Genomic DNA, 12,981 nt, shown 5'->3' with positions numbered 1-12,981 from the left:
TTATATGTCGCCCTGGCTGACGGTAGTAGGCATCGGTGAAGACGGCTTCAAGGGGCTGGGCAGAAATGCCCGGCATGCCCTGTTGCGCGCCACGCGGATTATAGGCAGCCCGCGCCAGTTGGACCTGTTGCCGGTGTGCATCCGGGGTGAGCGCCACGTGTGGCCAAGCCCGTTTTCCCTGGAAGCGGTGCTGGCGCAGCGGGGTCAACCGGTGTGCGTGCTGGCCAGCGGCGACCCGATGTTCTATGGCGTGGGCGCCAGTTTGGCGCGACAGCTGCCGGCTGAGGAGTTGCTGATAGTGCCGGCGCCGTCGTCGGTGTCCCTGGCGGCGGCGCGGTTGGGCTGGCCGTTGCAGGACGTGGTGACGTTATCCGTGGTGGCCCGGCCGCTGGCCGCGCTGAATGCGCACTTGGCCAGTGGCGTGCGGTTGCTGGTGTTGAGCAATGACGGCCGCAGCCCGGCTTTGATTGCCTCGTTGTTGGCTGAATCCGGGTTTGGCTCCAGCCGATTGAGCGTGTTTGAACACCTGGGCGGCGCGGCTGAGCGACGTCTGGATGGGCTGGCTGTTGATTGGCAACACGCCGCAGTCGCCGATTTGAACCTGGTCGCTATCGACTGCCTGGCCGACGCCGCTACTGCGCGCCTGTCGCGCCTTGCCGGCCTGCCGGACTCGGCCTTCAAACACGATGGGCAACTGACCAAGCGCGATGTGCGCGCCATGACCCTGGCCCGCCTCGCCCCGATGCCCGGCGAACTGCTGTGGGATGTGGGCGCAGGCAGCGGCTCCATCGGTATCGAGTGGATGCGTGCCCACCCCAGTTGTCGCGCGCTGGCCATTGAAGCCGATGCAGGCCGCCAGGGCCTGATCGAACACAACCGCGATGCCCTGGGCGTGCCCGGCCTGCAATTGATCCGCGGCAAAGCCCCCGAAGCGCTGCACGGCCTGGAAGCGCCGGATGCGATCTTCATCGGCGGCGGCGTGACCCGCGACGGCGTACTCGACACCTGCTGGCAACACCTGCGTCCCGGCGGGCGACTGGTGGCCAATGCCGTGACCCTGCAAAGTGAAATGACCTTGATGAACTGGCGTGCGCAACATGGCGGCGAGCTGACCCGCGTCCATGTGGCGCAGGCGCAACCGCTCGGGGAATTCGATACCTGGCGCCAGGCGTTGCCGATTACCTTGTTGGAAGTGGTCAAGCCGCTATGAAACGCATCTTGCTGCTGGGCGGCGTAACCGAGGCGCTGGCCATCGCCCGTACGCTGGGACCGGAGCATATCTACAGTTTGGCGGGCGTGGGCCGTGTGCCTGCCGATCTCACTTGCCAGGTGCGGGTTGGCGGCTACGGCGGGGCCGAGGGTCTGGCGGCGTTTATTCGGGACGAAGGGATTGGCCTGGTTCTCGACGCGACCCACCCCTACGCGGCACAGATCAGCCGCAATGCCGTCGAGGCTGCACAGTTGAGTGGCATCCCTTGCTGGGCGCTGCGGCGTCCGGCATGGCAGCCGCAGGCCGGGGATGATTGGCGTGAGGTCAGCGATTGGGCCGACTTGATCGCAGCCCTGAAACCCTTCAAACGCCCCCTGTTCACATTGGGCCGCGAACCGTTGCAGCACCTCGATGAAATCCCGGCTGACCAGTTCTGGACGCTGCGGGCGCTGGATGTGTATCCGGGGAATGAGCGGTGTGAAGTAATCGGTGCGCGTGGGCCGTTTTTAATCGAAGACGAACGCGCGTTGTTTGAACGGCGCGCGATTGATGTGTTGATCAGCAAGAACAGCGGTAGCGCAGCGACGGAGCCGAAGCTGGAAGTAGCGCGGGAGCGAGGTATGCCGGTGCTGGTGTTGAAGCGGCCGGTGTTGGCTGCAGTGGATCGAGAATTCACGGCAGTGTCATCGCTGCTACAGGCAATACACACTCGCGGAGCAACAACAACTTAATGTCGCACCGCCCTCCCACACTTGTACTGTGCTGCTAGCGGCCTGCTGCTGTCGCCTGCCCGAAGCCATCGAGCACCCTGCCAGCGAGCAACTGCGCCAGTTCTATCAACTGCGCAACGCCCAGCAATTCTTCACGTGGTGCGCCCTCCAGGTTGAAGGCAATGTCACAACTCAGCGCATTGGCCGAGGCGAGTGTTTCGCTGAGGTTGACCAACAGGTCTTCGGTGCTGATTCCATCGGCTACGGTGAATAGCCGGACGGGGGGATTTGGGGTGGGTTTAATCATTGTGAAGCTCCTTGGAAAAGTGGAGCTGCCACTGATTCGCCGCGACGCGATGGGGTGGCAGCTGTACGCAGGTTCGCGGACCGGTCCCAAGGCAACCCGGCATACCCGAAGGTATCCCGCGCACAGCCACCATTGCGCCGCACAGTAGACGATAAAACAGCGTCAACGGAAAGCAGACGATAGCGCTTTTGCTCTTAGAAAATCCGGGCCGCGACGCCCGACCGCTGTGTTTGCAGCGGTGTACGGAGACTAGAGTCCTACCTTCCTAGGGACAACCTCAAAGACTTGTCGGAAATTTCTGTTTGTACTAATAGCCAGCCAAATGACTAATGCCAGTCAGTTAAGGGTGAACGCTGTATGTGTGGCGAGGGAGCTTGCTCCCGTTGGGCCGCAAAGCGGCCCCGCTCTTTGTTTGCAAAGCATGGGACTGCTGCGCAGTCCAACGGGAGCAAGCTCCCTCGCCACAGGTTAGCCTTTCTCCTTCTTAACTGACTGGCATTAGCCGAATGACCCACTATTGGGCTTCTCCGCCCAAAGTCGAATCTACCTACAAACACTTCCGAACCAGCTGGCTCGCTTCGCCAAAAGCCCTCGCCCTAACCTCCCCACTCGCGGTTTCGCACCAGTATCCGCGATGGGGATGCACTGCTTTTGCAGCGCATCGCAACTTGCCATCCTGTGAGGTGGTTTACCTGCTGTTGATCGGATGCGATAAATCAACGCAAAACGCGATATCCAGCGCGCTAAACAGATTGCTGATGAATTTGGCAAAAGGAGTGACCCATGACTGAGTTTCGAGATTTCGACGTAGCTGAGCACCTTAAAACCCCGGAAGACATGGCCGAGTATCTTGAAGCGTCTTTCGAAGAAGACTCTGGCGACGGCTTATTGATTCGTTCAGCCCTCAACAATATCGCCCGCGCCCAAGGCATGACCCAAGTAGCCCGCGACGCCGGCCTCGGAAGAGAAAGTTTGTACAAAGCCCTTTCCAGCACTGGCAATCCTGAGTTCGCGACTATCATGAAAGTCATGAAAGCTCTGGGCCTCAAGCTTCACGCAACGGCGGGCTGACCCACTGCGACACCAAACCACACCGCCGCTTTTTACTTATCCCCCCTGATCAGGCTAAATACCCGCCTGATCGTTAAACCCTACGGATTGTCCGCCATGGCCCGTCAACGCTTCGCAATTGCCTGGATCGCCTGCCTTGCAGTGCTGTTCAACGCCTTTGCCATGCCGATGGCCGGAGCGATGCAACAGTCCCAGGACCCTGTGCAGCAATTGCTGTGGGGCAGTTTCTGCTCCGCCAATGGCGCCAGCCTGAAGACCATTGCCCTGGGCAAGCTGGATATTCCAGCGCCGCAGCAGGACGATCACTCCACCATGCAGCATTGCTGGTGTTGCTCGGGCTCGGCGCCGTTGGTGGCGCTGCCGGGGCATGTGCCGCAGTTGTATGTCACGCGGTTCGACGCCGTACAAAGCTTGCCGCCGCCCCAGCTGCAAAACCCGACCCCGCGCCAGCAATGGCCCAGCCTCAACCCCCGAGCCTCTCCAACGGTCTGATTTCTTCGCAAGTGAACTGCGTTTAGAACCGTTCTGGAGAACTGCCATGCTCAAATCTTCCCTGCTTCTGGCTGCGTTGTTGCTGCCGGTGTGCGTCGCTGCCAATGCCGATGACTACAAGGCCGGCACTCTGCTGGTCAGCGATCCCTGGTCCCAGGAGTTGCCGCCCAATGCGCCCACCGTGGCGGCGTACTTTGTGATTCATAACACCGGTGAAACACCGGACCGCCTGCTCAGCGCGCAAACGCCGGTGGCGGACAAGGCCGAGCTGCATGAGCATGTGATGCAGGGCGACTTGATGAAGATGCAGCAAGTGCCCAGCGTGGCGGTGCCGGCCAAGGGAGACCTGACGTTCGCCCCGATGGCCTATCACGTGATGCTGCTGGGGCTCAAAGACCGCAGCCTGTTGGCCGATGGCAAGCAGTTCCCATTGATATTGACCTTCGAAAAAGCCGGCAAGGTCCAGGTGCAGGTTTCGGTGCAGAAAGCACCGCCGATGGCCGGACACGAGCATATGCACGCTCAGTAGGCTAAAACTCGATGGGCGCCCATCGCGCCAGGCCAAGCCCACACCGCCGCGTGACGCGCGGCAGTTGGATCAGCCTGTTCGCCATGTTGATGATCTTTATCGGTCCGCTGATTTCTCAAGCGATGCCGATGAATCACCACGCCGGTATGTCGATGAGCATGCCGATGGAGCATGGCGCCTCCCATCACCCAAAAGCGCCCGATGAGCACCACGCGCTCTGGGCCAAGTGCGGCTATTGCGACCTGCTCTTCAGTTGCCCGGCCCTGCCCGGCAGTGTCTCCCCAGTCATCCTGGACACCCCGCCGCCCGCTAACGCCCTGACCCCCGCCACGCGCCTGGGCCATGCCCGGCAAAGCATCTTCCCCGGCGCCCGCAGCCGCGCACCGCCCATCCCTACGTAAGCGCACTGAGCACCGTTACTTCACCCCGGCCGACTTTAGACAGACAGCCGCAGGCTGCTGGCCGTGTTGTTTACGAATGATTGATGGAATTTTTCATGTCCAGGTTTTCTGCTGACTCCCGTTTGGGATGCACCCCCGCTGTCGCCGTTCTGTGCGGCGCACTGCTGATGCCACAGGCCCATGCTGACGAGCACGAGCTGAGCCCTACCGTGATCACGGCGGTCGCGCCCAGCTCGCCGCTGACCGTGGTCACCCACCCCAAGGACCCACGTCAGCCCGTCCCCGCCAGCGACGGCGGCGACTACCTCAAGACCATCCCCGGCTTCGCCCTGGTGCGCAACGGCGGCACCAATGGCGACCCCGTGCTGCGCGGCATGTTCGGCTCGCGCCTGAATATCCTCACCAACGGCGGCATGATGCTCGGCGCTTGCCCCGGGCGGATGGATGCGCCCACTTCATACATCTCGCCGGAAACCTACGACAAACTGACCGTGATCAAAGGCCCGCAAACCGTACTCTGGGGGCCAGGTGCATCGGCCGGCACCATCCTGTTCGACCGCGAGCCGGAGCAGTTCGGTGCGCTGGGGACGCGGGTCAACGCCAGTGTGCTGGCCGGCTCGAACGGACGTTTCGACAAGGTCATCGACGCCGCGGCCGGTGGGCCGCTGGGCTATGTGCGGGTGATCGGCAACCAAGCCCACGCCGATGATTACAAGGACGGCAATAACAAAACGGTCGCCTCACGCTACGACAAGTGGAACGGCGATGTGGCCGTGGGTTTTACCCCCGATGCCGACACCCTGCTGGAACTCACCGCCGGCCGGGGTGATGGCGAAGCACGTTACGCCGGGCGCGGCATGGACGGCTCGCAGTTCCTGCGCGAAAGCCTGGGCCTGCGTTTCGAAAAGTCCAACATCGGCGAAGTGCTGGATAAGGTTGAAGCTCAGGTCTACTACAACTACGCCGACCACGTGATGGACAACTACAGCCTGCGTGTACCGTCCGGCACCGGCATGATGGCAGGGCCGATGGCCTCCAACGTCGACCGCCGTACCCTCGGCGCCCGTATCAAGGCCACCTGGCGCTGGGCCGATGTGCAATTGATCAGCGGCCTGGATGCGCAAACCAACGAACACCGCCAGCGCAGCAGCATGGGCATCGACACCTATAAGAACCTGCCACGCGACAAGGACGCCAACTTCCACAACTACGGCGTGTTTGGCGAGCTGACCTGGTATGCCGCCGACCGCGACCGCCTGATTACCGGCGCACGCCTGGACCGCGCGTCCGCCAAGGACTTCCGCCAGCGCACGGGCTCCACAATGATGTCCCGCCCCAACCCGACCGCCGACGACACACGCGCCGATACCTTGCCGTCGGGCTTTGTACGCTACGAGCATGACCTGGCCGACACTCCCACCACGGTCTATGCGGGCTTGGGCCACGCCGAACGTTTCCCGGACTACTGGGAGCTGTTTTCCCCCAACACCGGCGCGGTCGGCTCGGTCAACGCCTTCGATGGCGTCAAGCCGGAGAAAACCACCCAACTCGACTTCGGTGCGCAATACAAAACGGCCGACCTGGAAGCCTGGGCCTCGGGTTACATCGGCCGGGTACAGGACTTCATTCTGTTCGACTACCAGCCCGGCATGATGGGCACCACCTCCCAAGCGCGTAATGTCGATGCACGCATCATGGGCGGTGAACTGGGCACGGCGTACAAGCTGACGCGCAACTGGAAAGCCGACGCCACCCTCGCTTACGCCTGGGGCAAGAACACCAGCGATGGCAAGGCGTTGCCGCAAATGCCACCGCTCGATGCCCGCTTCGGCCTGACCTACAGCGAAGATGACTGGAGCGCCGGCGCCTTGTGGCGGGTGGTCGCGGCGCAAAACCGCATCGACCAGAACAAAGGCAACGTGGTCGGCAAGGACTTCGACAAGAGCAGCGGCTTTGGCGTGTTCTCGCTGAATGCCGCGTACCGCATCAATAAAAACTTCAAGGTCAGCACCGGCGTCGACAACCTGTTCGGCAAGGCTTATGCCGAGCACCTGAACCTGGCCGGTAACGCCGGGTTCGGTTACCCGGCCAACGACCCGCAGGCCATCAAGGAGCCGGGGCGTACGCTCTGGACCAAAGTCGATATGAGCTTCTGACAGCATCGCAGGCAAGCCAGCCCACACACGGGTATGCGTTCCAGCTGTGGGAGCTGGCTTGCCTGCGATAGCGGTGTAATCAACACAAAAAATTCAAAGCCTTGCGGAGCCCAATGATGACCACTCAAAAGATTTCCTTCTACAACCTGGCCTGGCGCTGGCACTTCTACGCCGGCCTTTTCGTCGCCCCTTTCATGGTGCTGCTGGCCCTTACCGGCATCATCTATTTGTTCAAACCCCAACTCGACCCGTTGATGTATGGCGACTTGCTCAAGGTGCAAAGCGCCGAGCACGCACTGAGTGCCGATGAACAACTGCAACGGGCCAAAGCGGCGTACCCCCAAGGCACTATCACCAAGTACCTGCCACCGGCTGACGCCACCAGCAGCGCGCAATTCGTGATGCACAACGAAGGCCGCGAAGTGACGGTATTCATCGATCCGTATCGTGGCACCGTGCTCGGCCAACAGGATGCCAAATACAACCTGCAAGCCATCGCCCGAGCCCTGCACGGTGAGCTGATGATCGGCACCGTCGGCGATCGCCTGGTGGAACTCGCCGCCGGCTGGGGCGTGATGCTGGTGGTGTCGGGCCTGTACCTGTGGTGGCCGCGCAGCAAGTCATCGGCCGGTGTGCTGTGGCCCCGTTTCAGTGCGCGGGGCCGTGTGCTCTGGCGCGATATGCATGCCGTCGCCGGCTTCTGGGGCGCAGCGTTTCTGCTGGTGATGTTGCTCAGCGGTATGACCTGGACCGGCTTCTGGGGCAAGCAGTATGCCGAGCTGTGGAACCGCTTCCCGGCAGCCATGTGGAATAACGTGCCGCAGTCCGACCAGCAGGCACGTGCCCTCAATACCGCCAGCCAACAGACCGTGCCGTGGGCCATGGAAAACACGCCCATGCCGATGTCCGGCGACCATGCCGAACACATGAACCACGGTGCCCTGCACGCAGGCCCCGCCGCACCCACGGTGCGCCTGCAACAAGTGGTCGACCTGGCCAACGCCCGCAAGGTCGAGCCAGGCTACAGCATCACCTTCCCGACCACCGCCGAGGGTGTGTTCACCGTCGCGGTATTTGCCAATGACCCGCGCAACGACGCCACCCTGCATGTGGACCAATACACCGGCAAAGTCCTGGCCGACGTGCGTTGGGAACACTACAACGCAGTCGCTCGCGCGACCGAGGCCGGCGTGATGCTGCACGAGGGCAAGATGTTCGGTGTGGTGAACCAGATCATCGTCCTGCTGATTTGCCTGATGATTCTGCTGAGCGCGGTCAGTGGCCTGGTGATCTGGTGGAAGCGCCGCCCGGCTGGCGGCCTGGGTGTTCCACCCCTGCGTCATGACCTGCCGAAGTGGAAAACCGCCATGGTGATTATGCTCTGCCTGGCGCTCCTTTTCCCGCTGGTGGGCGTTTCGCTGGTGGTGATAGGGGTCCTGGATCGGCTGGTGTTGTCCAGGTATTTCTGGCAAAGCACGAGCGGCTCATAACTCGTCTCTGGTCGGCACCAGAACCCTCTCGCCGACCGTCGACGCCAGGTCCGCGCCCAGTTTTCCGCGGACACGCCAGAACGCCGACGGGTGAATAACCCGCAACTCGCCCAGACGCGCCAGCTCGGAAACCACATGGGAGGGCGCTGGCGCATAAGCGGTGTAGCCGTCGGCCTTGGACCATTTGAGGTGGCTGTCGAGCAGGTTGTACTCCTCATTGCTGAAGCTCGGCAGGTAGCCCAACAGGGCACCATCACGGGTCGAGAGGTACAACGCGTTGACCGCCACCCCGGCACTTCTCAAGGTGTGGAGGTAGAAACCCACCTCACGCCACGAGACGAAGGTCATGCGGTAGGCATCTTCACCGGCCTTTTCAGGCTGGTCGAGGCCGCTGTGAAACACCAGGTGCGCGGCGCAGAACCGGTAATCCGCGGGCAACTGCGGCGCCATACGGGCCGGGCCGATGCCTTTGAAAGCCTGGGGGAACAAGCGTTCAGCGACCGCGGACGGATAACCCTGGTCCAGCGCCGGGACGACCGCCAGGTAGTCACTGCCTTGGGTGTTTTCCAAGAGTGCCCCCAGGTACTGTTTGCCGGTGAACTGCCCGGCCAGTGTATGGGTATGCAGCGCCGCATCCTCGGCATGGAGGTAGACCGGCCCCAGGCTCAAGGTGTGATCGTCCAGCTCCGGCATGCCTTGCGAACGCCCGGGCTGCCACTGGCTGCCGACCCTGCCCAGACCCGGCCAGTGGGTACTGGAACGCAGAATGCGCAAGTCGCCGGCCGCGGCCATGCGCCGGATGAAATCGCGCGGGCTCAGCACCCTTACGTGCAAGTCCGTATGGTCGCGGTATTGGACGAATCGCGGGTCGACAACCACATACTTGAGTAACGCACCGTCGGCACAGAAGATGTACAGCGGCAAACTGCCGCGTGTCCGACTGGCACTGACCTGATACAGCGCGTCCTTGAGGTCGTAGGGCGAAAACAGCCCCTGGTAAATCTCGTCGCCACCGATGAAGGTCCCACGGGGACTCAACTCTATGGGCTGCGAAACGCAAAAATACAGCCCGGCCATTGTGTAGCCACGCGGGTAACCCGCGTCACTGAACACCCGTCGGTGGGCAAACCGCGCACCATTGTCCTTGATCGGCAAGGTCGCGACGAAGTGGCCGTCCTGGGACTTGAGCAGATAACCAAACTGCAACTGGTCGCACGTCGTCAGTGTCGAGGACAGCGACCGCGCAGCATCGTCCAGTTGCGTGCAGACAGGACCAAACGCCGGGTCCTGCCGTGCCCGCGTGTAATTGGGCTCGGCGCCCTGCGGCGTGGCGTAGGGCACCCAACCCGACACCGGCCCCTGCACGCCCCACAGTGCGCTGCCCTGCACCACGTCCAGGGAGAACGACGCGGCGACACGGTTGACGTACTCCACAGGCGTCAACTCAGCGGAACGCAACGCGCGCTCAGTCTGGCCATAGAGCCAGTCGCGACGGTTGTGTGCACGCATGATCAGGTTGGCCTGGGTGATCGGCGGATACTTGACCCGTGCCGTCGCCAACAGGCGAATCAGTGAACCATCCTGACCCAGTGAGTAATGCGTGATGCCCTTATGGCCCTCACCCATCGCGTGGGCCAACAGACGCGTGGAAAACATGTTGCCGTACACCGTGGCCTGCTCGCGGGTCAGCAGGAACGGCAGCGCCCTTGACGGGCGTGAATGATAGTAGGCCACCAACATGCAACGCTCTGGGTAAAGCCCACGGGCCACCAGTTCGTCGGGGAACAGCCAGTCCTTGCCGAATACCTCGTCGGCGAGCGGCAACGGTTCGCTGGCGATAAACCAGCCGTCGTCACGCCGCAGAATCGCCCCGCCATAGCTTTTCCCGCCGCCCAGCGGCACCCTGCGGTGAACGTAGCGTGCGGCATCGTCCATCGACAGGAACGCCGCACTCATACGCCGACGCGTCAGGTGCGCATAGGCCTCCCAAGTGCCCGCAACAGCGCCCAGGCGATCCCAGCAGGGGCTGGTGGCGATCACACGCAGGTCTCCCGCTGCCGCCACTTGATGTACGAACCCGAGCCCGGACAGGGTACCGAAACTCAGCTTGGCCATGATCTGCTCGACGCTGTCGCCATTGCTCCCGGCCTCGAACAGGCTATCGGTGGAGGATGAGCGAAAACTCAGCAAAGCCCCTTCCGGCGGCGCAATGTAGATCGTCGGCGCGCCAAGCGATGACGGCACGGCGGTGCGCCCCTGGATAATGGCCGTGCTCAAATCGTCGGGCAGGATAAACAACCGCTCCAGCCATGCATTCGGCCCCCTGCCCGCCGTTTGCCGAGTGACGCACATGCCCTGGCAGGCAAAGCCCTCAGGCACCGGGTTATCGGACACGCCGGGCAGCGACAGCAGCGGGGTTTTCTGGGTGGCCGGCAGCCACTCGCTGGCGACATATTCCTCGCGGGCCTGGTGTTTGAAGATGAACGCGAAGAACGTGTTGGCGTAACGCGGATAAGCACGTTCCGGCTGGCGGCGCTGCAGGTCCAGCGCCGCAGCGTCGGCGCTGTCGAACACGGCGCCATAGCTCAACTCGTCGGGCCTGTGGAACTCAACCACTCGTACGAAGGGCGCCCAGTCCGTCTCGACCTTTTCCGCCGGCCCCCACAGCTCGCTGGCCGTCATCACGCGCAAGGTGCCAGGCTCAGCCAGGATGCGCACGATATCGGCAGGCTTGATCGCGCCGCTGTCCAGACGCCCGGCGATCAGGCTTACGCCGCCAGCTGCCGTGGCCTGCCACTGTTGACGCCAGGCCGACGTGGCCTCGCCCGGTTGGAACGCGATCAGGCTATCCTGTGTTCCCGAGAGGTAGCCCGGACAATTGGATTGCAGGATCGCCTGTATATCCAGGTCGCTGAACATTTGCCCATGCAGCTCGGCTTCCTGGTGGCTCCACTTGAGCCGGGAGCCCTGGGTACGATCATTTTTCGATAAGGCCTGGCGCGATCCATACCGCGCATGCAGGCGATGGCCGGCATGCAGAACGATCAGACCACCCTGGCGGTCCTTCGGGTAGCCGCCATCCAGCGTGAACGGGGAGCCCTGGGCCCGCACCGGGTCAGTGGCCACGAAACGCCCGTCGCTGCGCTGCAGGATCAGACCGCCATAGGCTTGCTCGCGCTGTTCGTCGATGTGCAGGTGCGCATGCCGGGCAGCGTCGTCAGCCGACAGGAAAGCCCGCGTGAGCGGCGTCACTGTGCGGTTCGAATAAGGACGCCAGTGTGCGTCGACCACCCCGAGGCGATCCCACAGCGCACTGGTTTTTTCCACACTCAACTCGCCGGCCCTGGCCACGCGCAGTACATAGTCCCGGGTCAGCAATGCACCGTTGGCCAACTGCGCCTGCAGGCCCTGATCGCGGACCGTGCCATCGGCCTCGGTCGCAAACAGCAGTGACTCGTCGGCCGAGCCTGAGAAACGGTAGCGCAACAGCGCTTCATCGCGCAGGCGAATGAACAGCGAGGCGCCCAGGGTCGAGGACGGTGCCAGCGCATAGCCACGGAACTGGGTAATGTATTGCGCCAGCTCCAGCGGGCTGATGAAGTTCTTGTACAGCCAGGCTTCCAGCTCGGGGTAGTTGCCGGGCAAAGGCCGCGAATGCACGTACACACCGTGCAGGTGAAAGCCTTCCGGCAGGGTCGGCAGTTGCTTGAGCTGCGCGGGCGGTTGCGGCTCGGCGGCGATATACAGACCTTTTACGCTGTGCTGCAACAGCAACACCTGCTGGCGTACGGTGGGCTGGCGCTGGATTCGCGTCCAGGCATAAGCCAGGGCCTGCTGTACTTCTGCGTACACCGGCCCGCAAGCTATCGGCAACTCAGGTGCCTTGAACGGCTTGTAGGGTTCCCAGTCAACCGGCACGTCTCCCACCGAACCGCCCCACACCGGGCTGGACACCACAAAGCGTATCAACCCCACAACGGCCAGCGCTTTATAGGCGCCCTCTTCCGTTCCTTCCCGGTCATGGGCGGAGGTCCACGGGCCTTCCCGGCGTAGCCAGCGCACACGTTGCTCTTCGGCACGGGTGTTGGTGGATTGGTAGCGGATCAATTCGCCACTGGGGCCGGATAAGTAGGCGTAAGGCAACGAATGGCGCAGACGCCAATTGAGAATGATATCTTCCGTGGCGAAAAACCCGTTAAACGCCTTGACCTGTTGCAGCGACCACGTTGGGTTCTGACGTTGGGTTTCATCATAACTGTCTGGATGTGAATGCAGCCCCGCGACCAGACGGTAACCCTTTGGGTTAACCAGATTGCCGGTTTGGCTGTCGCGCTCAAGTATCTTGGCGAGATCAAACAGCTTTTCTTCACCCCGAACCGGCTCGGTCGCCACAAACAACTGGTCCGAGAGGCGTTGCATGATCACGCTGCCGTACTCGACGTCACGTCGACTGCCGATTTGCTCGTGCACGTAGCGCGCCGCGTCATCAATATTGAGAAAAGCCGGCGTGAGCTCGGGCAGTTTGGAATGGCCGACGGGGATGGCCGCACGCTTTGCAGGTTGGTTGTGTTCGTCCATGAAAAACACCTATTCACTAAGAAGTTGATAAACCAGG

Annotated in this window: 10 protein-coding genes; 8 read left to right on the top strand and 2 right to left on the bottom strand. The window is 62.4% G+C overall.

What is annotated here, in order from left to right; translation table 11 throughout:
- Nucleotides 1-4: 4 nt before the first annotated feature.
- Nucleotides 5-1,210: a precorrin-6y C5,15-methyltransferase (decarboxylating) subunit CbiE gene (gene cbiE, locus EXW71_RS26865; protein WP_134660962.1), complete on the top strand. Its 1,206-nt coding sequence runs from the start codon at nt 5-7 to the stop codon at nt 1,208-1,210.
- Nucleotides 1,207-1,941 (top strand): cobalt-precorrin-6A reductase, encoded by a 735-nt coding sequence (locus EXW71_RS26860; RefSeq protein ID WP_134660963.1) that lies wholly within the window; start codon nt 1,207-1,209, stop codon nt 1,939-1,941. Before cbiE ends, EXW71_RS26860 begins: the two co-directional genes overlap by 4 nt.
- 34 nt (nt 1,942-1,975) lie before the next feature.
- Here EXW71_RS26860 and EXW71_RS26855 read toward each other — a convergent pair whose 3' ends face one another.
- Nucleotides 1,976-2,227 (bottom strand): DUF6124 family protein, encoded by a 252-nt coding sequence (locus tag EXW71_RS26855; RefSeq protein ID WP_134660964.1) that lies wholly within the window; start codon nt 2,225-2,227, stop codon nt 1,976-1,978.
- A 783-nt stretch (nt 2,228-3,010) separates the two neighbouring features.
- Here EXW71_RS26855 and EXW71_RS26850 point away from each other — a divergent pair.
- The 6 genes from EXW71_RS26850 (at nt 3,011) to EXW71_RS26825 (ending at nt 8,366) form a co-directional block, all read left to right on the top strand.
- Nucleotides 3,011-3,298, top strand: a complete 288-nt coding sequence (locus tag EXW71_RS26850; protein WP_123716065.1) for an addiction module antidote protein — start codon at nt 3,011-3,013, stop codon at nt 3,296-3,298.
- 96 nt (nt 3,299-3,394) lie between these two features.
- Entirely contained in the window at nt 3,395-3,790 is a 396-nt protein-coding gene (locus tag EXW71_RS26845; protein WP_134660965.1) for a DUF2946 domain-containing protein, read from the top strand.
- Nucleotides 3,791-3,836: 46 nt separating this feature from the next.
- Nucleotides 3,837-4,319, top strand: coding sequence for a copper chaperone PCu(A)C (locus tag EXW71_RS26840; RefSeq protein WP_123716067.1), 483 nt, complete (start codon nt 3,837-3,839; stop codon nt 4,317-4,319).
- Nucleotides 4,320-4,330: 11 nt separating this feature from the next.
- The gene (locus EXW71_RS26835) at nt 4,331-4,720 is read left to right on the top strand and encodes a DUF2946 domain-containing protein (protein ID WP_134660966.1); all 390 of its coding nucleotides are present in this window, start codon (nt 4,331-4,333) and stop codon (nt 4,718-4,720) included.
- 95 nt (nt 4,721-4,815) lie between these two features.
- Nucleotides 4,816-6,876: a TonB-dependent copper receptor gene (locus tag EXW71_RS26830; protein ID WP_134660967.1), complete on the top strand. Its 2,061-nt coding sequence runs from the start codon at nt 4,816-4,818 to the stop codon at nt 6,874-6,876.
- A 116-nt stretch (nt 6,877-6,992) separates the two neighbouring features.
- On the top strand, nt 6,993-8,366 hold the full coding sequence (locus EXW71_RS26825) for a PepSY domain-containing protein (RefSeq protein ID WP_134660968.1): 1,374 nt from the start codon (nt 6,993-6,995) through the stop codon (nt 8,364-8,366).
- On the opposite strand, the gene EXW71_RS26820 is transcribed toward EXW71_RS26825, so the two are convergent.
- On the bottom strand, nt 8,361-12,944 hold the full coding sequence (locus tag EXW71_RS26820; protein WP_134660969.1) for a DUF4329 domain-containing protein: 4,584 nt from the start codon (nt 12,942-12,944) through the stop codon (nt 8,361-8,363). The genes EXW71_RS26825 and EXW71_RS26820 overlap by 6 nt on opposite strands.
- Nucleotides 12,945-12,981 lie beyond the last annotated feature (37 nt).

Source organism: Pseudomonas sp. BCA17 (assembly GCF_004519405.1).
In the GTDB taxonomy this organism is placed as follows: Bacteria; Pseudomonadota; Gammaproteobacteria; order Pseudomonadales; family Pseudomonadaceae; genus Aquipseudomonas.
The sequence above is the reverse complement of the archived record's forward strand: the minus strand, read 5'-3'. Positions and strand labels throughout refer to the sequence as shown.